A 23,155-nucleotide genomic window follows, 5' to 3' on the forward strand; every position below is an offset into this window, starting at 1 on the left:
CGCCGCGGCGTTCGCCATCAAGCGCCCACACTTATCGGTTGTTTGGTTGTTAAAGAACTGGCCACACCGGCTTTGCCGGGGGCGGTACTGCTTGTCTGCGCTGCGYCGTTTGCGTCGCAGCAGAGAAACGAGATTATGAAGAACAACCTGCGYTTCGTCAACAGGTCAGCGAAGTTTTTTTCGCTGCGGTCAGCGCTGGAAAACTCCTCAGCCCGACCACCCATCAACCCCGCAACCCTTGTCGCTGCTGCGTTTGCAGCGCGGTTTGTGTTGCGAGGGGACGAATAGTAGGCCCGTTTCCAAGGCTTTGCAACACGCTTGTCATGCCACCGTGCGTGACAAGCGCGCATTATCCAGACAAACCCTTGATCGATAAGGAAATTCCACTCCGCAGAATATTTTTGCCGCGGGATAATACCCCTCAACTGGCCTCGGGTATTCCCTAGTCAGTACTCAACGATGCTTGAAATCAGGTGCGCGTTTCTCCACAAACGCGGCCATGCCTTCCTTCTGGTCTGCCGTGGCGAAGGTGGCATGGAACAGCCGGCGCTCGAAGTGGACGCCTTCATTCAGTGTCGTCTCATAGGCGGCGTTCACGGATTMCTTGATCATCATGACCACGGGCAGCGAATAGCTCGCGATGGCGTCCGCCGCGGCGAAGGCTTCCTCGAGCAACTTGTCGGCGGGCACCACGCGCGATACCAGCCCGGCACGTTCCGCCTCCGCCGCGTCCATCATGCGGGCCGTCAGGCACAAATCCATCGCCTTGGCCTTGGAGACCGCGCGCGGCAGGCGCTGGGTGCCGCCGGCGCCGGGCATGGTGCCGAGCTTGACCTCGGGCTGGCCGAACTTCGCGCTATCCGCCGCGAGGGTGATGTCGCACATCATCGCCAGCTCGCAGCCGCCACCCAGCGCGTAACCGGCCACCGCGGCAATCACGGGCTTGCGAATGCGCCGGATGGTTTCCCAATTCCGGGTGATGTAATCGCCCTTGTAGACGTCGATAAACGAATACTTCGCCATCATCCCGATATCGGCACCCGCCGCGAAGGCGCGCTCGCTGCCAGTAATGACGATGCAGCCGATCGCCTCGTCCTGGTCGAATGCGGTCAGCGCGGCACCGAGTTCGTCCATCAGCGCGTCGTTCAGCGCGTTCAACGCCTTGGGGCGGTTCAGCGTCACCAGGCCAACGCGCCCGCGCGTTTCCACCAGGATGTTCTCGTACGACATGTCTGCTCCTCTCTCTCTATCAATGGGATTAGGTCTGCTGCCAGCCCACGATACTGGCGCGCGGGCGGCGTGGCGGTCAAGCGGGAAGACCGGCGCGACGCTTGCGCGGCGCCATACCGTCGCCTAATCTGAACCCACGATTTTGCGGTAACACTTACAAAAAGCGCCGCACCTCCTATTGCGCCGAGCGGCATCCCAGATGCTTTGCCAGCATCCGCATTCGACCCCGTCGATGCGGAGAAGGGAGCCATCATGAATCGTCGCACGGCCACATTCTCCTTAATCCCCCTGATCGCCTTCCCAGGCCTCGCCTTTGGCGCGAGCAAGGCGGAAGAGCAGGCTGAAGTACGCAAGGCTGCGCAAAATGCCCTGAATGCGCTTTACAAGGCGCAGCCGGCGGCGCGCAAGCAGGTCGAGTCCGCCGCCGGCTACGCCGCGTTCAGTAACTTCGGCATGAAGATCCTGCTGGCGGGGAGCGGCAAGGGGGAAGGCATCGCCGTCAACAACAAGACCAAGTCCATGGTCTATATGAAGATGGTCGAGTTGCAGGCCGGGTTGGGCATCGGCGTGAAGAAATTCCAGATGGTCTGGGTGTTCGAGAACGACAAGGCGCTGAACGAATTCATCAACTCTGGCTGGACGATTGGGGGGCAAGCCACCGCCGCCGCGAAAACCGGTGACAGCGGCAGCGCCTTCCAGGGCGCGGTGGCCGTCGCGCCGGGGATCTGGGTCTACCAGATCACGGACAGCGGGCTGGCCGTCGAACTGACGGCCAAGGGCACCAAGTATTACAAGGATGAAGACCTGAACTGAGTCGCCCTGCGCGTGCGCCGCCATGTCGCCCGGGCATTCGCGGGCCGGACTGGCCGCCTGGGTGGCGGCGACCATCGGCATGGCCGTGCTCGTGACCGGTTGCGCCGGCCCGGCGCCCGAGTCCGGCGCCGGCTACCGGGACCGCATGCGGTCACGTTCGGATGGCGGCGTCAACGTGTCGGTCTCGGTCCTGTCCGCGACGGAGAGCGAAGCGCTCTACGGGGTGCCGCTGGCGAAGCGGGGCATGCAGCCGGTCTGGGTCGAGATCGGCAATGAGACAGATCGCCCGATCTGGCTCATGTACGTAGGACTGGACCCCAGCTTCTTCCCCAGCTCCGAAGCCGCCGATGTCTTTGCCGCCGACGCCTCCCGCGAAGCGCGGCGCGAGGCCGCCGAGCGATTTGGCCGCCTCGCCTTCCGCAACCCGGTACTCCCCGGCCAAACCCGTTCGGGCATGGTCCTGACCCACCTMGAGGAAGGCGTCAAGCTGATCCAGCTCGACCTCGTCGCCAAGGACCACGCCCACGCCTTCTCGATCTTCACCGTCGTGCCGGGCTTTCGCGGCGATTACCAGACCAGCGCCGTCTTCCGCCGCGAGGTCTATCCGCCCGACCAGATTCGGGACTACGACGATGACGACGCCTTCCGCGCGGCGCTCGAGGCCCTGCCCTGCTGTGCCACCAACGAGGGCGGCAGCAAGCCCGCCGATCCGCTCAACCTGGTGATCGTTGGCGGGCTGGACGATGCCTTCCCGGCCCTCGTGCGCCGCGGCTGGCGGCCGACGGAGACCAAATGGTCGGGCGCCATCATGCGAGTTGTCTCATCGGCACTCTCAGGCGAGCGCTACCTCAACGCGCCCGTCAGCGATCTCTACCTGTTCGGCCGCCCGCAGGACCTCGCGCTGCAGAAGGCGCGCGACACCATCCACCAGCGCAACCACCTGCGGCTCTGGCTCAGCCCCCTGCGCTATCGCGGCAAGCCGGTCTGGGTCGGCCAGATCAGCCGCGACATCGGCAGCCGCCTGACCATCCACTCGCCCACGCTGACCACGCACAAGATCGACCCGGATGTCGATGAAGCCCGCACCGCGCTGGCCGAGGACATGGCGTATTCGCAAAGCCTGGTGATGATCGGTTACGCCTMGGGCGTCGGCGCCGCCCCGCCCGAGCAGCCGCGCCAGAACCTGACCACGGACCCGTACTACACCGATGGGGACCGCCTGGTGATGGTGTTCGACCGCCGGCCCGTGTCGCTGGACAGCATCCAGTTCTTCCGCTGGCAGGACCACGACGCCCAGCGCCGGGCCACCCCGGGGATCGGCCGATGACCCTGCGGCGATTCTCCCTGCGCTGGCTGCCCGCGCTCTTCCCGATGACGTTCCTCGCCTGGCTGCTGGCCGGCTGCTCCACCTGGCAGCCGCCAACCACAGACGCGGTGACCGCGCTGCGCGCCCGCGCGGAGACCACGTCCAAGCAGGGCATCACGCTCCGCGCCGCCGTGCTGAGCCAGGCCGACACCGACCGGATGTTCGGCATCGACATCCGGGGCACGGGGGTCCAGCCGGTATGGATCGAGGTGGAGAACGCCTCCGAGCGGTCGATGATCCTGCTCCGCACCGGCACCGATCCGGACTACTTCTCGCCGCTCGAAGTGGCGTGGTCCGTGCATAGCTGGTTCGACCGCAAGTCCAACGCGCGGCTGGACGAGTGGTTCAACCGGCAGGGCTTCCGCAATCCGATCCCGGCCGGCGCCACCCGCTCCGGCGTGGTGTTCACCAATCCGTCGCGCGGCACCAAGCTGCTGAATGTCGATCTGCTCGGCGATCAAACCCTGATCGCCTTCACGCTGTTCCTGAGCGTGCCGGACGATGCCAGCCACCCGGACTTCTCGCGCAAGCTGTTCGCCTATCCGCCCGCCGCCGTGACGGACTATCCCGACCTCGGCAGCCTGCGCGCCGCGCTGGAGCGCCTGCCCTGCTGTGCGACGGACGCCGCCGGGCAGGGCGTGGGCGAGCCGCTGAACGGCATCGTCGTCGGCGCCGTGGCGGATTTCAGCGCGGCCATGATCCGCCGCAACTATCGGCGCAACCAGCAGGACTTCGACAACGCCCAGCGCGTGTTCGGCCGGATTCCGGACGCGGTGCTGCGCAAGCAGGCGCAGGCGGGGGCGCCGGCCACGTGGATCCGCGTCTGGCTGGCGCCCATCAGCTATCAGGGGCGGCCGGTGTACCTGCTGCAGGTTGGCCGCCCGGTGGGGGGGCGCTTCGCGGCGGCCGATGTCGCGCAGCTGATGCATGGGGATGTCGATGAGGCGCGCAACCTGATGGTCCAGGACTGCATGTATTCGGAGGGCCTGGAGAAGCTGGCCTTCGTCCGGGGCCCCACGCCGGTGCCGCTGGCGCAGGAGCGGGCCACCTTCAGCGGCGCCCACTACCACACCGACGGGCGGCGGGCGGTGATGTTCTTCGTGCTCCGCCCGCTGAGCCTGTCGGACATCGACATCCTGGACTGGGAGCCGATCGTCGAAGGGGAGTCCCATGCGAGCGAGTAGCCTGGCGTTGGTACTGGCGTTGGTACTGGCGTTGGCGTTGGCCCTGGCGGGCTGCGCCTCGAAGCCGCTGGTGCCCTACTCCACCGAGACCCCGCCGCTGGTCCTGCTGCCCGCCGCCGCCGCCGGCGTGGGCGATGGGCGGGCGCGCTTCCGCGAGATCTTCTGCGCGATCCTGCAGACCCGCCAGCAGACCGTGCCCGACTATCGCCCCTGCGAGGAAGCCCTGACGCGCGTCGGCACGGAGCCGTCCGGCACCGGCAAGCCGGCCGACCTCGGCCCTGCGCGCCGGCCACTGGTGGCGATGGTCGTGCCCGGCATCGGCTTCAATTGCTTCGCGCCGTGGCTGAATCCGCCCGATGCCGTGGGCAAGCACCTGCGCGAGTTCGGCTATGACGGGGCGATGCTGTCGGTCGATGCGCTGTCCAGTTCGGCCTACAACGCGCGCCAGATCCGCGACGCGGTCATGGCCACGCCGCTCGACCCCGCTGGGCCGCGACTCGTACTGATCGGCTATTCGAAGGGCGCGCCGGACATCCTCGAGGCCCTGGTCAACTACCCGGAGATCCTCGGCCGCGTGGCGGCGGTGGTCAGCGCGGCGGGCGCGGTGGGCGGCTCGCCGCTCGCCAACGATGCCGAGCAATATCAGGCGGACCTGCTCCAGCACTTCCCCGGCTCCACCTGCCAGCCCGGCGATGGCGGCGGCGTGATGAGCCTGCGGCCGGCCGTCCGCAAGGCCTGGCTGGCGGCACATCCGTTGCCGGCGGGGCCGCGCTACTACTCACTGGTGACGTTTCCCCAGCCGGGGCGTATTTCGTCGATCCTGACGTCGAGCCATGAGAAGCTGGCGCAGATCGATCCCCGCAATGACAGCCAGATGCTGTTCTACGATCAGGTGATTCCGGGCAGCACGCTGCTGGCCTACGTCAATGCGGACCATTGGGCACTCGCCGTGCCAATCGCCCGCACGCGCACCACCGTCGCCGCGCTGTTCGTCACGCAGAACGCCTACCCGCGCGAGGCGCTGTCAGAGGCGCTGCTGCGCTATATCGACGAGGAACTGGCGAAACCGGCGCGCTAGATCCAGAGATCCGCCTATTAATACTTGATGTCGCGCGCGGTCTCCCGGCCCTGCTGCTTGGTCTGGCGCTTGTCCTGCCGGCACTGCGGATTGCTCTTCTGGTCGTTGGCGCGGCAATCCTGCTTCGTCTCCCGCGATCCCTGACGGGTGTCCTGGCGCACGTCGCGCCCTTCGCGGCGTTGCTGGGCCTGCTCGGTGGCCGAGGCCGTGGCGGGCACCACGGGTAATACCAGCGCCGCCATCAGGACGGCCAGCCATGGATTCCATTTGCGCATACGGGCCTCGCAGAGGTGATGAAAGCGCTAGCTCACGCGCTAACCGTAGTCGAAGGGCAAGAATTGTCAAATCTGCGAGGGGATGGCAGTCGGCCTGATCGAGGCGGCTGCGCGTAACCCCATCTTGCGCCCAATCCGCAGGCCTACTATTATTTGCCGACCGACTGGTCGGTTTATTTAATTGCGCGCGATGGCTGTCTACAATGGCCGGGCGCGCATCGTGGCGTCAGATCCACTCACCGACCCGGAGAACAATATGGCGCAGGAGACAACCATGCCCCCATCCTCATCGTCGGCCACGGCCCGGGCGACGCTCGACGCCGGCCCGATCCTGCTGCGCTGGCAGGGCGACGTGGCCGTGGTCACGCTGAACCGCCCCGACAAGCTCAACAGCTTCACGCACCAGATGCACGAGGCGCTGGTCGCCGCGCTCGACCACGTGGAAGCCGGCGGCGCCCGCGCCCTGCTGCTGACCGGTGCCGGACGCGGTTTCTGCGCCGGCCAGGATCTTGCCGATCTCGATTTCACGCCCGGCCACAGCACCGACCTCGGCGAACTGATCGACACCTGGTTCAACCCGCTCATCCGCCGCCTCCAGGCGCTCCCGCTGCCCGTGGTGGCGGCCGTCAATGGCACGGCAGCCGGCGCTGGCGCCAACCTCGCGCTGGCCTGCGACATGGTGCTGGCGGCCCGCTCGGCCTGCTTCATCCAGGCCTTCGTGAAGATCGGCCTGGTGCCGGACTCCGGGGGCACCTGGCTGCTGCCCAAGCGGCTCGGCATGGGCCGCGCGATGGGGCTGGCGATGACCGGCGACCGACTCAGCGCTGACGAAGCCGAGAAATGGGGCCTGGTCTGGGAAGTCATGGACGACCCCCTGCTGGCCGAACAGGCGATGGCGCTGTCCACCCACCTCGCCGCCCAGCCCACCCGCGCGCTGGCGGCGATCAAGCGGGCGATGTACGCCAGCGCCACGAACACGCTCGACACCCAGCTCGACCTCGAACGCGACCTCCAGCGCGACCTCGGCCAGTCGCACGACTACACGGAAGGCGTGAACGCCTTCCTGGCGAAACGCGCCCCGCACTTCACCGGCCGATAGCCCGCTGCCCAACATCGCCCCCTATATATATAGACAGCCCGAGGAGACCCGCTTGCCCCAAGACCCCCAGGCCCTCGCCGAAGCGGCCGCCGCCGCCATGTATGAGGCCGATGCGTGCAGCCGCTGGCTCGGCATCGTCGTGGAAGCCGTGCGCCCCGGGTACGCCCGGCTCTCGATGCCGGTGCGGCCCGAATTTCTCAACGGCCACGGCATCTGCCATGGCGGGCTGATGTTCACGCTCGCCGATTCCAGCTTCGCGTTCGCCTGCAACAGCCACAACATCAACACCGTGGCCGCCGGCTGTTCGATCGAGTTCCTGCGCCCGGTGCACGGCGGCGACGTGCTGACGGCCGAGGCCCAGGAGCAGGTGCTGTCCGGCCGCCACGGCGTCTACGACATCCGCGTGTCCAACCAGGCCGGCGAGCCGGTGGCGATGTTCCGGGGCAAGTCCGCCCAGATCAAGGGCCACGTGGTGGAGCCGACATGAGCGCGCGCCTCACCGACCTGCCGCTGGAGCCCATCGAGACCGCCAGCCGGCAAGACCTCCAGGCCCTGCAGCTCGATCGCCTGAAATGGTCCGTGCGCCATGCCTACGACCATTCGCCGGTCTATCGGCGCAAGTTCGACGCCGCCGGGGTCCATCCGGACCAGATCCAGTCGCTGGCGGACCTGGCGCGCTTTCCGTTCACCACCAAGCAGGACCTGCGCGACCACTACCCGTTCGGCATGTTCGCCGTGCCGCAGGACCAGATCGCGCGCATCCACGCGTCCTCCGGCACTACGGGCAAGCCCACGGTGGTCGGCTACACACTGCGCGATATCGATACCTGGGCCACGGTCATGGCGCGCTCGATCCGCGCCTCGGGCGCGCGGCGCGGCGACAAGGTCCACGTCAGCTACGGCTACGGCCTGTTCACGGGCGGGCTGGGCGCGCACTACGGGGTGGAAAAGGCCGGACTGACGGCAATCCCGTTCGGCGGCGGCCAGACCGAGCGCCAGGTGCAACTGATCCAGGACTTCAAGCCCGAAATCATCATGGTCACGCCCAGCTACATGCTGGCGATTGCCGATGAATTCGAGCGGCAGGGCATCGACCCGGCCAGCACCTCGCTGCGCATCGGCATCTTCGGCGCCGAGCCGTGGACGCCCGAGATGCGCCTGGCCATCGAGCGCCGCATGGGCATCTCGGCGGTCGATATCTACGGATTGTCCGAGGTGATGGGCCCCGGCGTGGCCAACGAATGCGCCGAGACCAAGGACGGCCCGACGATCTGGGAGGACCACTTCTACCCCGAGATCATCGACCCGGACACCGGCGAAGTGCTACCCGATGGCGAGTTCGGCGAACTGGTCTTCACCTCGCTGACCAAGGAGGCGATGCCGGTGGTCCGCTACCGCACGCGCGACCTCACGCGGCTGCTGCCGGGCACGGCGCGCGCCGCGTTCCGCCGGATGGAGAAGATCACCGGCCGCACCGACGACATGATGATCGTGCGTGGCGTGAACGTGTTCMCGTMGCAGATCGAGGAATTGATCCTGAAGCACGCCGAACTGGCGCCGCACTACCAGTGCGTGCTGGGCAAGGAAGGGCCGATGGATACGCTGACGGTGCGCGTGGAATGCGCCCACGGCGCCGAGCCCGAGGGGGCGCAGCACGCCCGGTCGGGGCTGGTCCACGATATCAAGGCGTATATCGGCGTCACCGCCGCCATCGAGATCCTGCCCGAAGGCGGCGTGGAGCGGTCGGTGGGCAAGGCGCGGCGCATCGTGGATCAACGGCCGCGCTAGCCCGAAGTGGAAGGCTGCCGCTTAGCTGCGCGGCATCAGCACCCACATCCGGCCGCCCTGCTTCATGCGGCCGGCCGTCTCGCCGGCGGCGTCGCCGGCACCCCAGAAGAAGTCGGCCCGCACGCCGCCCTTGATGGCCGAGCCGGTGTCCTGCGCGAACATCAGGCGCTGGATCGGTTCGGTCGAGAGCGGCCGGGTGGTCGAGAGGAACACCGGCACGCCCAGCGGAATCGTGGCCGGATCGACGGCAATCGACCGCTCGGCCGTCAGCGGCACGCCCAGCGCGCCGACCGGACCGTCGTTGTTCGCGGGGAGTTCGCGGAAGAAGACGTAGCGCGGATTGACGTTGAGCATCTCCTCCACGCGGGCCGGATTGGCGCGCGCCCACGCCTTGATGCCCTGCATCGTGGCCTGCGCGGACGTGATCTCGCCCCGGTCGAGCAGCCATTTGCCGAAGGACCGGAACGGCTGGTCGTTGGTGCCACCGAAGCCGACGCGCATCACCGAGCCATCGGGCAGCCGGATACGGCCCGAACCCTGAATCTGGAGGAAGGCGGCTTCCACGGCGTCGTCCACCCACACCACCTCGTTGCCGCGCAGCGCCGGGTTGCGCAGCAGCTCGGCCCGGGCCGGCAGCGCGCCCTTGCCCAGTTGCGGCGGACGGCGGTACAGCGGAATCTGGAAGGTGCCCTGGCGCGTGCGCGATCCGTGCAGGATCGGCTCGTAATAGCCGGTGATCAGGCCGCTATCGGTGCCGTCGCCATTGATCACGCGGAACGGCTGGAAATGGGTCTCGAAGTACTCGCGCATGGCGGCGAGGTCGCCGGCATCCACCATCAGGCCGACCGCGCAGACGCGGTTCCAGTCAGCGCGCTTCTTCAGGGCCTGGCAGCTGGCCTGCAGCGCGGGCCAGGCGGCGCGCACGTCGTCCTGGCTCCAGCCGCCGATCTCGGCCCAGCTCGCCGGCTGCAGCCGGCCGGCGTTGGCGGAGGGCGGCGGCGTCGGGGTGCCGGGCGTGCCGCCCGGGCCTTCCACGCGCGGCGGCGGGCCGCTCATGCAGCCGGCCAGCAGCACGGCTGCCCCGGCCAGCGCCAGCCACGTGCGCCATCCAGCCATGGATGTCACCGATTTCCCGCCCGTTGCCGGCCGGTTGCACGGAGATACCGCCCCAAAGGATTCCTGATATGCCATCGTCTTCGTTGTTAGCACCGTGCGCGCGCTGCACGGCGGCACGCATGTCCTACAATCTCGTACCTGTCTGACCGATCCACGCCTCGATCCCGATCCTGATCCCGATGAGCCAGTTCTTCGAAGACCATCCCACCCTGCTGCTCGCGGCCGAAGCCGGCGTGGCGCTGTTGCTGCTGATCTTCATCGTGGTCTGGACCATGGGCACGGCGCGCAAGCATCCGCGCCCGAGCCGCGCGCCCAAGGATCATCCATCCCGGACCGCCGAGGCACCGAAGGACGCAGACCCGCCGCCCGCCGCCTGAGTTCCCGCCAGTCTTAGTGGAGCATGCGCGGCAGCACCAGCGCGAACTCGGGAATCGGCACCTCGAAGCGATGGCCATCCTCGGCCACGCAGAAGTACAGGCCCTTCATCGACCCCACCGGGGTGGAAATCGTCGCCCAGCTCGTGTATTCGAAGTGCTCGCCCGGCTTGAGCAGCGGCTGATGGCCCACCACGCCGAGGCCGGCCACTTCCTGCGCGGCGTTGTCGCTGTCCGTGATGGTCCAGTGGCGCGAAATCAGCTGCGCGGCCACTTCGCCGGTGTTGTGGATGGTGATGGTGTACGCGAACGCAAAACGTCCGCGATCGGGGTCCGACTGGTCGGGCAGGTACTGGGTGCGTACCGCCACGGAAAAAGCGTACTCGCTCATTGCTGGCTCATGCGTCGACCGGGATCGACGGATCGGATGGAGGATCGGGGCGGCCTGCGGCGCCAGGCGCCACGGTCGGGTGTCCGCATTGTGCGGCAAGGCCCCGGCAGGGGCAAGCGGGCGGATTTTGGGCGTGGTTGGGCGGGATTCTGGGCGACGCCGGCGCCAGGGGCCCGGTCCGGCGTAAAATACGCGCCATTCCCATGCCGACGATCCGGATGCCGGCCGGGCCACCCGCCCCGCCCGCACCGCCCCACACCATGAGCACGCCCACCTACCGCATCGCCCCGTCCATCCTGTCCGCCGACTTCGCCCGCCTGGGCGAGGAAGTGCGCCGCGTCACCGAAGCCGGCGCCGACTGGATCCATTTCGACGTGATGGACAACCACTACGTGCCGAACCTGACCGTGGGCCCGCTGGTCTGCGAGGCCATCCGCCCGCACGTGACCGCCCCGATCGACGTGCACCTGATGGTGCGCCCGGTAGACCGCATCATCCCGGACTTCGCCAAGGCGGGCGCCAATATCATCACCTTCCACCCGGAGGCGAGCGATCACATCGACCGTTCGCTGGCCCTCATCCGCGACCACGGCTGCCAGGCCGGCCTGGTATTCAACCCGGCCACGCCGCTGCACCACCTGGACCATGTGATGGACCGCCTGGACGTGATCCTGCTGATGTCCGTCAACCCGGGCTTCGGCGGCCAGTCGTTCATTCCCGAGACACTGAACAAGCTGCGCGCCGTGCGCGCCCGCATCGACGCCTACACGGCCCGCACCGGCCGGCAGATCCTGCTGGAAGTGGACGGCGGCGTGAAGGTGGACAACATCGCCGAGATCGCCGCGGCCGGCGCGGACACCTTCGTGGCCGGCTCCGCCGTGTTCAGCAAGCCGGACGCCGATGGCGGCTACCGCGGCGTCCTCGGCCAGCTGCGCGACGCGCTGGCCACGGCTGGCCGTTGAGCGGGCGGGCCGGACAGATGGGTCTTGAAATCCTGCGCCGCACGGACTGGAGCGGCATCGAGGCGGTGATCGTCGATCTGGACGGCACCATGGTCGATACGGCGGGCGACTTCCACGCCTCCGTCAACGCGATGCTGCTGGCGTTGGCGCACCTGCATCCGCACCTGGGGCCGGTGGCGCCGATGTCCACCCAGGAGATCGTCAGCTTCGTCGGCAAGGGCTCGGAAAACCTGATCCGCCGGGTGCTGGACGCGCGCTTCTCGCCGCTGCACGCCAACGGGCTGTTCGCCGAGGCCTACGCGCTCTATGACCGCGAGTACGTGCGCATCAACGGCCAGTTCTCGGCGCTCTACCCCAATGTGCGCGAGGGGCTGGCGGCGCTGAAGGCGGCCGGGTTGCGGCTGGCCTGCGTGACCAACAAGCCCTGGAATTTCACCGAACCGCTGCTGGCCAAGACCGGCCTGGCGCCGTTTTTCGAACTGGTCTACGGCGGCGACGCCTTCGCGCTGCGCAAGCCCGATCCGTTCCCGCTGCTCAGGGTGGCCGAGGCATTCCGCCTCGATCCGGCCGCCGTGCTGGCCATCGGCGACTCCGAAAACGATGCGCAGGCGGCCCGCGCGGCCGGCATGGGTGTGCTGTTGGTGCCATATGGCTACAACCATGGGAACCCTGTACAAGGCGTTGACGCCGATGGTATAGTCCCCGACATTGCCCGCGCCGCAGCGCTTGTTACCGCACAGCGCGCACAGCGGGTACCACGCTGAAAACTCCATGTTTCTCAACCGCAAACGCATCTTTTCTGGCAGTGATCGGCAGGCCTGGCCCTGGCGTCGCTGGCGCGCCTCTGAACAGGCGTAAAGTGCGTTCGCGAGTCACCTGACGGACTTGCCGGGCCGGACCAAGCTGCTTCACGCGGCCAGCCGCCCCCGACGAGTTCCGGTTCCGCCGGACCCGGCCCCGCCACACCAGGCCGGCCTCCGCGCCGATCCCCAGATCCCTCCGCCAGCGCCGTAGCCGCATGTGCTACGGTTAGCTCAAGAACGCGCCGCACGCCACGCCCGGCCGTGTGCGCGCTTGTGCGCCTTCGTGCAAGCCCTTCGCACCACGGTCCGCCCCCGGGGCGGGTTGCCAGCGTTGCCAGCCCTCCCCTGCCGACACAAGCGGTGCCGCGCCCCACATCCGATACGCGGGTGCCGCAAGAAGAGGATCGACATGACCGAACTGGAATTCAAATCGCTGGCCGACCAGGGCTACAACCGTATTCCGATCATCGCCGAGGCGCTGGCCGACCTGGAGACGCCGCTCTCGCTCTATCTGAAGCTGGCTCAGTCGCAAACGCGCGGCGTGAACACCTTCCTGCTGGAATCGGTGGTGGGCGGTGAGCGCTTCGGCCGCTATTCGTTTATCGGCCTGCATGCCCGTACGCTGCTGCGCGCCTACGGCCAGCGCGCCGAGGTGGTCACCGACGGCAAGGTCGTCGAGACCCATGAGGGCAATCCGCTCGACTTCATCGCCACGTTCGAGAGCCGCTTCAAGGTGGCCATGCGCCCCGGCCTGCCGCGCTTCTGCGGCGGCCTGGCCGGCTACTTCGGCTACGACGCGGTGCGCTATATCGAGAAAAAGCTCGCCGACAGGCAGAAGCCGGACGATCTCGACCTGCCCGACATCCAGCTGCTGCTGTGCGAGGAACTGGCGGTCATCGACAACCTGTCCGGCAAGCTGTACCTGATTGTCTACGCCGACCCGACCACCCCCGAAGCCTACCCGCGCGCCCGCCAGCGCCTGCGCGAACTGCGCATGAAGCTGCGCCAGCCGGTGGACGTGCCGGTGACCAGCCCGTCCGTGCAGTCCGAGGTCTACCGCGAATTCGCCAAGGCGGACTACATCGCCGCCGTGCACAAGGCCAAGGAATACATCATGGCCGGCGACATGATGCAGGTGCAGATCGGCCAGCGGCTGGTCAAGCCGTACCGCGACTCGCCGCTGTCGCTGTACCGCGCGCTGCGCTCGCTGAACCCGTCGCCCTATATGTATTTCTACAATTTCGGCGACTTCCAGGTGGTGGGCGCCTCGCCGGAGATCCTGGTGCGCCAGGAAACCCGCAAGATGGGCACCAACGGCGATGCCGACAGCAAGCACATCGTGACGATCCGCCCGCTGGCCGGCACGCGCCCGCGCGGCAGCACGCCCGAGCGTGACGCCCAGCTCGCCACCGAACTGCTCAACGATCCGAAGGAGATTGCCGAGCACGTGATGCTGATCGACCTGGCGCGCAACGACATCGGGCGCATTGCCGAAACCGGCACGGTCAAGGTGACCGACAAGATGGTCATCGAGAAGTACTCGCACGTGCAGCACATCGTCAGCTCGGTGGAAGGCACGCTGCGCGAGGGCATGAGCAATCTGGACGTTTTGCGTGCCACCTTCCCGGCCGGCACGCTGTCCGGCGCGCCCAAGGTGCGGGCGATGGAAATCATCGACGAACTGGAGCCCCGCAAGCGCGGCATCTATGGCGGCGCGGTGGGCTACCTGTCGTTCGGCGGCGAAATGGACCTCGCCATCGCCATCCGCACCGGCATCATCAAGGACGGCAATCTCTATGTGCAGGCTGCCGCCGGCATTGTCGCGGACTCGGACCCCGAGGCCGAATGGAGGGAAACCGAGGCGAAGGCGCGCGCCGTGATCCGCGCCGCCGAGCAAGTCCAGGACGGCCTGGACGCCGACCTCTGACCCCAGGAACTGGAGAAACGACCATGCTGCTGATGATCGACAACTACGATTCGTTTACCTACAACCTGGTGCAGTACTTCGGCGAACTCGGCGCCGATGTGCGGACCTACCGCAACGACGAGATCACCCTCGAGGAGATCGAGGCGCTCAACCCGGAGCGCATCTGCGTGTCGCCCGGCCCGTGCAGCCCGAAGGAAGCCGGCATCTCGGTGGCCGTGCTGCAACACTTCGCGGGCAAGATCCCGCTGCTGGGCGTGTGCCTCGGCCACCAGGCCATCGGCGAGGCATTTGGCGGAAAAGTGATTCGCGCCAAGCAGGTGATGCATGGCAAGGTCAGCACCATCGAAACCACCCAGGAAGGCGTGTTCGCCGGCCTGCCCCGGCACTTCGACATCACGCGCTATCATTCGCTGGCGATCGAGCGGGAGACCCTGCCCGATTGCCTGGAAGTGACCGCGTGGACGCCGGACGGCGAGATCATGGGCGTGCGCCACAAGACGCTGGCCGTGGAAGGCGTGCAGTTCCACCCGGAATCGATCCTGTCCGAACACGGCCATGCGCTGCTGGCCAACTTCCTGAAGGTGCCGCGATGAGGCGGCTCGATCCCGCAACGTTCGCCCCCGCCCCCGACCCTATTCAAGAATCCGCCATGTCCATCACGCCGCAGGAAGCGCTGACGCGCTGCATCGAACACCGCGAGATCTTCCATGACGAGATGCTGCACCTGATGCGGCAGATCATGCAGGCGCAGATCTCGCCCGTGATGGCGGCCGCCATCCTGACCGGGCTGCGCGTCAAGAAGGAAACCATCGGCGAGATCTCGGCGGCGGCGCAGGTGATGCGCGAGTTCGCCAACAAGGTGCCGGTGACGGACCGCGACAATTTCGTCGATATCGTGGGAACGGGCGGCGATGGGTCGCATACGTTCAACATCTCCACGGCGTCGATGTTCGTGGCGGCAGCCGCCGGCGCGAAGATCGCCAAGCACGGCAACCGGGGCGTGTCGTCCAAGTCGGGCAGCGCCGATGTGCTGGAGGCGCTGGGCGTGAACATCATGCTCACGCCGGAGCAGGTCGGCCAGTGCATCGAGCAGACCGGCATCGGCTTCATGTTCGCGCCGACGCACCATCCGGCCATGAAGAACGTCGCCCCGATCCGCAAGGAGATGGGCGTGCGCACCATCTTCAACATCCTCGGCCCGCTGACCAACCCGGCCGACGCCCCCAATATCCTGATGGGCGTGTTCCACCCGGACCTCGTTGGCATTCAGGTGCGCGTGATGCAGCGCCTGGGCGCCAAGCACGCCATCGTCGTGTACGGCAAGGACGGCATGGACGAGGTCTCGCTCGGTGCCGCCACGCTGGTCGGCGAACTCAAGGATGGCGAGGTGCGCGAGTATGAGATTCACCCGGAGGACTTCGGCCTGTCGATGATCTCCAACCGGGGCCTGAAGGTGGCCGATGCCGTGGAATCGAAGGAGATGCTGCTCGAAGCGCTGACCGATGTGCCGGGTACGCCGCGCGAGATCGTCACGCTGAACGCCGGCACCGCGCTCTACGCAGCCAACGTGGCCAGCTCGATCGAGGACGGCATCGAACGCGCCCGCAAGGCCATCGCCAGCGGCGCCGCCCGCGAGAAGCTCGACCAGTTCGTGCGTGCCACGCAGCAATTCAAGTAATCCGCCATGTCCGACATCCTGCAAAAAATCCTGGCCGTGAAGGCCGACGAAGTGGCCGCCGCGCGCAAGAAGCGCGACCTGCCCAGCCTGCGCGCCGAGGCCGAGGCCCTGCGCACCGAGCCCGGCCTGGCGCCGCGCGGCTTCGAGCGGTCCCTGCGCGAGAAGATCGCGACGGGCCACGCGGGCGTGATTGCCGAGGTCAAGAAGGCGTCGCCGTCCAAGGGCGTGCTGCGCGAGCATTTCGTGCCCGAGGCCATTGCCGAGAGCTACGCCAGCCACGGCGCGGCCTGCCTGTCCGTGCTGACCGATGTGAACTTCTTCCAGGGCCATGCCGATTTCCTGAAGCGCGCGCGCGGGGCCTGCCCGCTGCCGGCGCTGCGCAAGGACTTCATGGTCGACCTGTATCAGGTCTACGAGGCCCGTACCTGGGGCGCCGACTGCATCCTGCTGATCGTGGCCGCGCTGGACCCGGGCCTGATGGCCGAACTGGAAGCCTGCGCGCTGGAACTGGGCATGGACGTGCTTGTGGAAGTGCACGGCGCCGACGAACTGGACCACGCGCTGCGCCTCAAGACCCCGCTGGTCGGCGTGAACAACCGCAATCTGCGCACCTTCGAGGTCTCGCTGGACAACACGCTGGACCTGCTGCCGTCGATGCCGCCGGAGCGGCTGGTGGTCACGGAGTCCGGCATCCTCGGCCCGGCCGATGTGAAGCGGATGCGCGACGCCAACGTCAACGCGTTCCTGGTGGGCGAGGCGTTCATGCGCGCGCCGGATCCGGGCGTGGAACTGGCACGGCTGTTCGCATAACGACGGATCGCTGCCATGCCGCGTGAAATCGAACTGAAGCTGGCCGTGCCAGACGCCGCGCTGGCGGCCGTGGCCGCGTGGCTCGATGCCAACGGCGAGGCGCGCGGCGAAACCACGTTGCTCAACGTCTACCTGGACACGCCCGCGCGCGACCTCGCCCGCCAGCGTGCCGCGCTCCGACTGCGCCAAAAGGGCGACCAGAAGGGCAGCCAGTGGCTCCAGACGCTGAAGACCGCCGGCAGCAGCCAGGGCGGGATGGCCTCGCGCAACGAGTGGGAGTGCGACGTGGCCGGCGAGGCCATCGAGCTGTCCCGCTTCCCCGACGAGGCGCGCGCCGTGCTGGCGCCGCTGGCCGACCATCTGGCGCCGGTATTCCGCACCGATTTCGTCCGCCGCACATGGATCGTCATGCAGGACGGCGCGCGCATCGAAGCCGCGCTCGATACTGGCAAGATCACCGCGCCGGGGCAGGCCCAGGTCGAGACCATCCAGGAACTCGAACTCGAATGGCTGCCGGGCGATGACAACGGCGGGGCCGACGACAGCCAGCTTGCCGAAGCCGCGCTGCGTGCGTTCGCCGCGCGGCTGTCCCATGTGGCGCCGCTCACCCCGTCCGATCTGAGCAAGGCCGCGCGCGGCTATCGCCTGACGGGCGGCGAACTCTCCTGACGCTCTCCCCTCCCCGCATGCAAGCCGACTTCTTTGCTGCACCCGTGGCCGCCGAGCCTCCTGCCATCGCCCCTTTGCAAACCCAGGTCGATGCGCTGCCCGCCGCGTGGCGCACCCTGCTCGCGCCGTGCCTCGGCCATGCCGCGTGGGACGAGTTGGCGCGCTTTGTCGATGGCGAGCGCGCCGCCGGCAAGCCGGTGTTTCCGCACGCGGTCTTCCACGCGCTGCACCTGACCCCGCCCGATGCCGTCAAGGTCGTGATCCTGGGGCAGGACCCGTATCACGGCACCGGCGTGGTCGGTGGCGCGGAGATTCCGCAGGCGCACGGGCTGGCGTTCTCGGTGCCCGAGGGCGTCAAGGTGCCGCCGAGCCTTCGCAATATCTTCAAGGAAATCGGTGCCGAGTACGGCGCCGAGCCCACGCGCGCCTCCGGCAATCTGGAGGGCTGGGCGCGTCAGGGCGTGCTGCTGCTGAACACCGTGCTGACCGTGGAGCAAGGCCAGGCGGCCAGCCACGCCAAGCGCGGCTGGGAAGCGGTGACCGATTGCCTGATCCACGCGCTGGCGGCGTCGCAGCCCAATCTCGTGTTCCTGCTATGGGGCAGCCATGCGCAGGCCAAGCGGGCACTGCTCGATGGGCAGACCGCGCACACGCATTGCGTCCTGGAGGCGCCGCATCCGTCGCCGCTGTCCGCGCATCGCGGATTCCTGGGTTGCGGGCATTTTCGGCAGGCCAATGACTGGCTGGAACGGCATGGCCGGGCGCCGATTGATTGGCTGAAGGCCGACTAAGCGCTGTCTAATATTTAAGCAGTCGGCAGCCAGCGGAACCCGCTGAAGGGCCCTTCGTCGTCCGCCGGGGTCATCTCCACCTTCGACACCTGCGCGGCCGGCGGGCCCGCCGCCATCCACGTCCGCAGCGCCTCAAGCGGGTCGCGCGGCCCCTGCGCGATCACCTCGACCGTGCCATCGGTCCGGTTGCGCACCCATCCCACCAGCCCCAGCGCCACGGCGCGGTCCGCGCAGGCCGCGCGATAGCCCACGCCCTGCACGCGGCCATGGGCGATGAGATGCCAGGTTTCATGAATGGCTGTCATCGGTGATTCTCCGTTTGAGGTGCTGCGGGCGCCTGCCCTCTCCCCCAGCCCCTCTCCCGGAGGGAGAGGGGAGCAAACCATTACCCTTCAGCCGCTGCCTGTGGTCTCCCCTCGCCCGCTTGCGGGAGAGGGGCCGGGGGAGAGGGTCGGCGCATCCAGTCGCACGGTTCTTTCAATCCTTCTCCGCCATCGACCGGCCAATCGCGCCGGTGCGCAGCGCGATCTTGGCGGCGTCTTCGCGCAGCGCGCGCAGGCGGCGCTCCAGCACCGCGTTGGCGGCGCGGCCGGTCGAACTCGCGCCCGACTCGGCAGGTTGCGCGGCGGCATCGCGCTCGTCCGCGCCGATCTCGCCCGCCGCGGCGGCCTGGACCAGCACGTCCGCCTTGCGCCGATCCGCCGAATCGGCGATCCGTGCGCGGCGCTCGCTGGCTTCGTCGTCATCGGCGGCGGCCCCTGCGACCAGTTCGTGCGGCGGCAGGCCCACCCCGGCGACGGCAGTTTCCGTCGGCGTGCGGATAAAGCCAGCGCCGCGCGGCCCGTGCCGCTCCTCGCCCGCCAGCCGTTCGCTGGCCAGCGTCAGGCTGCGCGTGGCGGCTTCCGTGGCCTGCTCGATGGCCGCCTCGGCCGCCGGCACGTCCAGTTCCTCGTAGTGCTGGCGCACCTGGATGCGCGCCGCCGCCACATGCGCCGCCACCAGATAGTTCTGATTGATGAAGCGGCTCAGGTTGTCCACGGCGCGGTGCCGGCTGCGCGGTTCGTCGAGCATGCGCTGGAACGAGGCGATCAGCGCCGACAGGTTGTCCATGAACTGCTTGCGCTGTACGCGGTAGGCAAAGTCGTCCTGGGCGCGGCGCAGCAGCAGGTCGCGCGTGGCGGCGATATAGCGCCGGTTGGCCTGAAGCACGTTCTCCACCAGCTTGGGAATCGCCCGGTACTCCCAGCTCGGCAGCACAAAGCTGAAGATGGACGCGATCACGCCGCCGATCACCGTATCGATCAGCCGCTCGCCCACTACGGTCTGGCTGCCCGGCATCAGCAGGTTGATCTGGATCAGCACCTGCACGCAGGCGGCGATGGCCGTGTAGCGGTACTTGATGGTGGAAAACGCCGAACTGGCGACCAGTGCCACGTAGAGCACCGCCAGCAGCGCCAGCGGCTCCGTCACCACGCGCAGCACCACCACGCTGATCAGGCAACCAATCAGCGTGCCGATCAGCCGGTCGTTATAGCGCTGCTTGGTCAGGCTGTAGTTCGGCTTCAGGATTACGACAATCGTGAGAAGAATCCAATAGCTGTGCGACGCATACGGCAGCCGGTCGCCCAGCCAGAGTCCCACCGCCACCGCCATCGTGATGCGCAGCGAGTAGCGAAACGCCGGCGAGCGCCAGCGCAGGTTGTCCAGGATCACGCCCAGCTCGTACTTCTGGCGGGTCAGGAACGGTGTCATGTCCGACCCCGGCATCACCTTGGCCGGCTCCACCGGTGTGCGGGACGCCTCGTGCAACTGGCCGACCAGCGTGATGGCACCGCGAATCATCTCAATCGTCTCCGCGACCGCCGTCATGGCCGCCGCCGACACGTGGTGATGTCGTAATTGTTCGATTTCCGTCGTCACGGCGCGCAGGTCGGGGCCGTAGTCATGGGCGCTGTACGAAGGCTTGCCGCGTGTGACGTCGTAGGCGATTTCCTCGAGATCCTTGCCCAGCCCACGTACCAGCCGCCGTATCGCGTCCAGCGCCGGCGTGCCACCGAAGGTCTGGCGCAGCAAGGGATAGTCGGTGTTGGTGGAAAGGATGTACTCGTAGAGATCGAGCATCCGCAGGTGCACGCGTACCAGCAGGCCGTCACGCTTGGTGCGGTTTCCACGCAGCACCAGATCGCGCGCCGCCTGCTGGCGCTCGGCCACCACGATCTGCTGGCGCACCAGCTGGTTGAACTGTTCCTCGTAGTCGGTGCCGGCATCGTAGAAACCTGCCTTGATCTCGAGGTAGTGAGACATTTCGTACAGCGACTCGGCCAGTATCTGCTGGCGCGTGCGCCGCTCCATGACCCAGCTGACCGCCATCGCATAGGCCATATAGGCCACCGCCCCGGCCCCGAACAGCCCGGCATGGACGAACGCCTTCTGGAGCACGAAGTCCTCGTTGACGGTGAGCGTCATGACGAACAATGCCGAAAACTGCAACGGCATGGTCTTGTTGCCATAGACCGTCATCATGCCGGCGAGGAAGGTCACCAGCACCAGCACCCACGGCAGCACGCGCGGGAACGGCGTGGCCAGCGCCACCACGGCGGTCACGGCGGTACACAGCAGCACGCTGGCCAGCATCTCGTTGAACTTGTGGTTCAGCGGGCTGGGCAGGTCCATCAGGCTGGTGCAGAGCGCGCCCATCGACACGACCATGGCGCTGGGCAGGTCCATGACCTGCATGGCCAGCAGCGTGGCGCCGATGACCCCCGTGGCCGAGCGCAGGCCACGGTAGATATAGTGAGAGAACAGAAACGTACGAGGATCGTGCGCGTATTCCATGGGGCGATGTTGGGCTGGCGGACGATGGCGACGTTGGGGCAGCGGGGGGCGATTGTCGACTGTCGACTGGCGCCCGGTGTCAGGACCCGGGCGCCGTCATCGGCCGGTTACTGCCCCAGCCAGCGCGTGCGGGCCGCATGCTTGCCGGGCTCCACGTTCACTTTGTACTGCATGGCCGGCTCGCGCGCCAGGGTGACGGGCAGCACCTGGAGTTCATCGCGCCGGAACAGGTGGAGCTGCACGGCGTCGCCGGGCCGGTAGCGCGCCAGTTGCTTGTCGAGCTGGCCGGGCGCCAGCCGCAGGCCGTCCAGCGCCACGAGCAGGTCACCCGCCGAGACGCCGGCGGCCTGTCCCGCCCCGCCGTCGAGCACCTGGCTCACGCGCACCCAGCCTTCCTCGTTGCGGGTCTTGATACCCAGCGCCGCGCCGGCGGACGGCTTACCCGGCTCGACCTTCTCGGCCTTGATGCCGAAGGCGCGGAACAGCGGCGGCAGGTTGATCTCGCCCGTGCCCTCGGTCAGTGCCCGCAGCAGCGTGCCGAGCCGCAGCCCGGTCACCTGATCGAACAGCGCGTGGACCTCGGCTTCCGTCACGCCGCGCTGGGTGGCGCCCGGCGCGTAGAAGTCGCGACCGTAGCGCTGCCAGAGCGCGCGCATGATGTCATCGAGCGATTTCCGCCCGCCGGTCTTCTCGCGGATGGTCAGGTCCAGCGCCAGCCCTACCAGCGAACCCTTGGTGTAATAGCTGACGATGGCGTTCGGCGCGTTCTCGTCCTGCCGATAGTATTTCGTCCAGGCATCGAAGGCGCTGTCGGCCACGCTCTGCTTGGTGCGGCCGTTGCCACGCAAGACGCCGTTCCAGGTCTTGGCCAGCATCTCGACGTACTGGGTGGTCGAAACCAGCCCCGTCCGGGCCAGGATCAGATCGTCGTAGTAGCTCGTAAATCCTTCGAACAGCCACAGCAGCGGCGTATAGGTTTCCTGCGCGAGCTGGTACGGCACGAACGCCGCCGGCTTGATCCGCTTGACGTTCCAGGTGTGGAAGTACTCGTGGCTGCACAGCCCCAGGAAGGTGCGATAGCCCTCGCTGGTCTCGGCGTTGCCGCGCACCGGCAGGTCGCCGCGCGCGCACATCAGCGCCGTGCTGGCGCGGTGCTCCAAGCCGCCGTAGCCGTCAGTGGTCACCATCGTCATAAAGACGTAGCGGCGATTGCTGTCCAGGAACGGCGCGCGGGCCGAGCGCGGCTCGAACAGCCGGATCTGGGCCTCGCAGATCTGTTTCAGGTCGCGGCAGACGCGTTRCAGGTCCAGGTTCGGCACCTTGCCCGTGAACACCACGTCGTGCTGGGCGCCGCAGGCACGGAAACTGGCCATGGCGAACGTGCCCATCTCCACCGGATGGTCGATCAGTTCGTCGTAGTTGGCTGCCTGATAGCGCCCAAAGCCGTAGCGGCGCGCGCCGCCGGGGCCGCGCGCCTCGGGCAGCGCCGTGGCGACGCGCCAGTCGGCATAGGCCTCGCCGGCGGGCGCATGGAGATCGACGGTGCACGGCTGGTCGTCCTGCCCCACCACGCGCAGGAACACGGAGCTGCCGTTGAAGAAGCCGTGGGTGGTGTCGAGGTGCGCGCTGCGCACCGACAGGTCCCAGGCATAGACCTCGTATTGCAGGACCAGCGGCCCGGCATCGGCAGCCACCGGTGCGGCTTGCCAGCTCTGCTTGTCGAGCTTGGTCAGTGGCACCGCCAACCCGCCCGCATCGGCCCGAATGCGGACGATGTTGCGCGCGAAGTCGCGGATCATGTAGCTGCCGGGAATCCACGCGGGCAGCGTGAAGACCTGGCCGGCGTGGTCGGGGACGTCCACCGTCACGGTCACGGCGAACAGATGGGCTTCGGGCTGAAGCGGGGCGATGGCGTAGCGGATCGGCGTCATGGTTGTGATTGTAGCGCCACGCCCCGTCTCCCTTC

General features: G+C 67.6%; 24 protein-coding genes. 17 read left to right on the forward strand and 7 right to left on the reverse strand.

The features are described 5' to 3' along the window. Positions 1 to 288, forward strand: a 288-nt coding sequence (locus AC1EJR_RS17830) for a hypothetical protein (protein WP_477147338.1), incomplete at its 5' end; no start/stop codon positions are given. 165 nt (positions 289 to 453) lie between these two features. Here AC1EJR_RS17830 and AC1EJR_RS17835 read toward each other — a convergent pair. Beyond that, entirely contained in the window at positions 454 to 1,230 is a 777-nt protein-coding gene (locus AC1EJR_RS17835; RefSeq protein WP_477147339.1) for an enoyl-CoA hydratase, read from the reverse strand. A 252-nt stretch (positions 1,231 to 1,482) separates the two neighbouring features. On the opposite strand from AC1EJR_RS17835, the gene AC1EJR_RS17840 reads away from it, so the two are divergent. The 4 genes from AC1EJR_RS17840 to AC1EJR_RS17855 are packed head-to-tail and all read left to right on the forward strand — an operon-like array spanning position 1,483 to position 5,671. Beyond that, entirely contained in the window at positions 1,483 to 2,043 is a 561-nt protein-coding gene (locus AC1EJR_RS17840; RefSeq protein WP_092299003.1) for a lipid-binding SYLF domain-containing protein, read from the forward strand. A gap of 22 nt (positions 2,044 to 2,065) precedes the next feature. Next, positions 2,066 to 3,370, forward strand: a complete 1,305-nt coding sequence (locus AC1EJR_RS17845) for an LssY C-terminal domain-containing protein (protein WP_477147340.1) — start codon at positions 2,066 to 2,068, stop codon at positions 3,368 to 3,370. Then, a complete protein-coding gene (locus AC1EJR_RS17850) occupies positions 3,367 to 4,593 on the forward strand; it encodes an LssY C-terminal domain-containing protein (protein ID WP_441593345.1) in 1,227 nt (408 codons plus the stop codon). Before AC1EJR_RS17845 ends, AC1EJR_RS17850 begins: the two co-directional genes overlap by 4 nt. Next, the gene (locus tag AC1EJR_RS17855; RefSeq protein WP_441593347.1) at positions 4,580 to 5,671 is read left to right on the forward strand and encodes a lipase family protein; all 1,092 of its coding nucleotides are present in this window, start codon (positions 4,580 to 4,582) and stop codon (positions 5,669 to 5,671) included. The genes AC1EJR_RS17850 and AC1EJR_RS17855 overlap by 14 nt, the downstream gene beginning before the upstream one ends. A 17-nt stretch (positions 5,672 to 5,688) precedes the next feature. On the opposite strand, the gene AC1EJR_RS17860 is transcribed toward AC1EJR_RS17855, so the two are convergent. Beyond that, complete coding sequence (locus AC1EJR_RS17860; protein WP_255370941.1) at positions 5,689 to 5,913, reverse strand: hypothetical protein; 225 nt, start codon at positions 5,911 to 5,913, stop codon at positions 5,689 to 5,691. Between the two features lie 307 nt (positions 5,914 to 6,220). On the opposite strand from AC1EJR_RS17860, the gene paaG reads away from it, so the two are divergent. The 3 genes from paaG to paaK are packed head-to-tail and all read left to right on the forward strand — an operon-like array spanning position 6,221 to position 8,833. Then, positions 6,221 to 7,045: a 2-(1,2-epoxy-1,2-dihydrophenyl)acetyl-CoA isomerase PaaG gene (paaG, locus tag AC1EJR_RS17865; RefSeq protein WP_477108283.1), complete on the forward strand. Its 825-nt coding sequence runs from the start codon at positions 6,221 to 6,223 to the stop codon at positions 7,043 to 7,045. A 52-nt stretch (positions 7,046 to 7,097) separates the two neighbouring features. Further along, positions 7,098 to 7,532, forward strand: a complete 435-nt coding sequence (gene paaI, locus AC1EJR_RS17870; protein ID WP_441593351.1) for a hydroxyphenylacetyl-CoA thioesterase PaaI — start codon at positions 7,098 to 7,100, stop codon at positions 7,530 to 7,532. Further along, positions 7,529 to 8,833, forward strand: coding sequence for a phenylacetate--CoA ligase PaaK (paaK, locus tag AC1EJR_RS17875; protein ID WP_477147341.1), 1,305 nt, complete (start codon positions 7,529 to 7,531; stop codon positions 8,831 to 8,833). Before paaI ends, paaK begins: the two co-directional genes overlap by 4 nt. Before the next feature lie 21 nt (positions 8,834 to 8,854). Here the strand turns inward: paaK and mltA are convergent, their stop codons facing one another. Further along, positions 8,855 to 9,949 carry a murein transglycosylase A gene (gene mltA, locus AC1EJR_RS17880; protein ID WP_255370934.1) on the reverse strand — a complete coding sequence of 365 codons (1,095 nt, stop codon included), beginning with the start codon at positions 9,947 to 9,949 and terminating at the stop codon, positions 8,855 to 8,857. A gap of 179 nt (positions 9,950 to 10,128) precedes the next feature. On the opposite strand from mltA, the gene AC1EJR_RS17885 reads away from it, so the two are divergent. Further along, the gene (locus AC1EJR_RS17885) at positions 10,129 to 10,326 is read left to right on the forward strand and encodes a hypothetical protein (protein WP_092299023.1); all 198 of its coding nucleotides are present in this window, start codon (positions 10,129 to 10,131) and stop codon (positions 10,324 to 10,326) included. 13 nt (positions 10,327 to 10,339) lie between these two features. On the opposite strand, the gene apaG is transcribed toward AC1EJR_RS17885, so the two are convergent. Next, positions 10,340 to 10,714: a Co2+/Mg2+ efflux protein ApaG gene (apaG, locus tag AC1EJR_RS17890; protein ID WP_092299026.1), complete on the reverse strand. Its 375-nt coding sequence runs from the start codon at positions 10,712 to 10,714 to the stop codon at positions 10,340 to 10,342. Between the two features lie 260 nt (positions 10,715 to 10,974). On the opposite strand from apaG, the gene rpe reads away from it, so the two are divergent. The 8 genes from rpe to AC1EJR_RS17930 all read left to right on the forward strand — a co-directional run bounded on the left by rpe (position 10,975) and on the right by AC1EJR_RS17930 (position 18,354). Beyond that, positions 10,975 to 11,676, forward strand: a complete 702-nt coding sequence (gene rpe, locus AC1EJR_RS17895; protein WP_092299461.1) for a ribulose-phosphate 3-epimerase — start codon at positions 10,975 to 10,977, stop codon at positions 11,674 to 11,676. Between the two features lie 17 nt (positions 11,677 to 11,693). Further along, positions 11,694 to 12,440 carry a phosphoglycolate phosphatase gene (gene gph, locus AC1EJR_RS17900; RefSeq protein WP_092299029.1) on the forward strand — a complete coding sequence of 249 codons (747 nt, stop codon included), beginning with the start codon at positions 11,694 to 11,696 and terminating at the stop codon, positions 12,438 to 12,440. Positions 12,441 to 12,888: 448 nt separating this feature from the next. Further along, complete coding sequence (gene trpE, locus AC1EJR_RS17905; RefSeq protein WP_092299031.1) at positions 12,889 to 14,406, forward strand: anthranilate synthase component I; 1,518 nt, start codon at positions 12,889 to 12,891, stop codon at positions 14,404 to 14,406. Positions 14,407 to 14,429: 23 nt separating this feature from the next. Beyond that, positions 14,430 to 14,999 carry an aminodeoxychorismate/anthranilate synthase component II gene (locus AC1EJR_RS17910; protein WP_441593356.1) on the forward strand — a complete coding sequence of 190 codons (570 nt, stop codon included), beginning with the start codon at positions 14,430 to 14,432 and terminating at the stop codon, positions 14,997 to 14,999. Between the two features lie 56 nt (positions 15,000 to 15,055). Continuing rightward, a complete protein-coding gene (gene trpD / locus AC1EJR_RS17915; protein ID WP_092299037.1) occupies positions 15,056 to 16,084 on the forward strand; it encodes an anthranilate phosphoribosyltransferase in 1,029 nt (342 codons plus the stop codon). A gap of 6 nt (positions 16,085 to 16,090) precedes the next feature. Then, complete coding sequence (gene trpC / locus AC1EJR_RS17920; protein WP_441593359.1) at positions 16,091 to 16,894, forward strand: indole-3-glycerol phosphate synthase TrpC; 804 nt, start codon at positions 16,091 to 16,093, stop codon at positions 16,892 to 16,894. 15 nt (positions 16,895 to 16,909) lie between these two features. Beyond that, positions 16,910 to 17,563, forward strand: a complete 654-nt coding sequence (locus AC1EJR_RS17925; RefSeq protein WP_092299043.1) for a CYTH domain-containing protein — start codon at positions 16,910 to 16,912, stop codon at positions 17,561 to 17,563. A gap of 17 nt (positions 17,564 to 17,580) precedes the next feature. After that, positions 17,581 to 18,354, forward strand: a complete 774-nt coding sequence (locus tag AC1EJR_RS17930) for a uracil-DNA glycosylase (RefSeq protein ID WP_441593361.1) — start codon at positions 17,581 to 17,583, stop codon at positions 18,352 to 18,354. Positions 18,355 to 18,368: 14 nt separating this feature from the next. On the opposite strand, the gene AC1EJR_RS17935 is transcribed toward AC1EJR_RS17930, so the two are convergent. The 3 genes from AC1EJR_RS17935 to AC1EJR_RS17945 all read right to left on the reverse strand — a co-directional run bounded on the left by AC1EJR_RS17935 (position 18,369) and on the right by AC1EJR_RS17945 (position 23,120). Then, entirely contained in the window at positions 18,369 to 18,659 is a 291-nt protein-coding gene (locus AC1EJR_RS17935) for an acylphosphatase (RefSeq protein WP_092299047.1), read from the reverse strand. 172 nt (positions 18,660 to 18,831) lie between these two features. After that, the gene (locus tag AC1EJR_RS17940) at positions 18,832 to 21,189 is read right to left on the reverse strand and encodes an FUSC family protein (RefSeq protein WP_092299049.1); all 2,358 of its coding nucleotides are present in this window, start codon (positions 21,187 to 21,189) and stop codon (positions 18,832 to 18,834) included. 107 nt (positions 21,190 to 21,296) lie between these two features. Further along, positions 21,297 to 23,120 carry a M61 family metallopeptidase gene (locus tag AC1EJR_RS17945; RefSeq protein ID WP_477147342.1) on the reverse strand — a complete coding sequence of 608 codons (1,824 nt, stop codon included), beginning with the start codon at positions 23,118 to 23,120 and terminating at the stop codon, positions 21,297 to 21,299. Between the last annotated feature and the right edge of the window lie 35 nt (positions 23,121 to 23,155).

The organism is Cupriavidus sp. 05T42 (assembly GCF_056396345.1).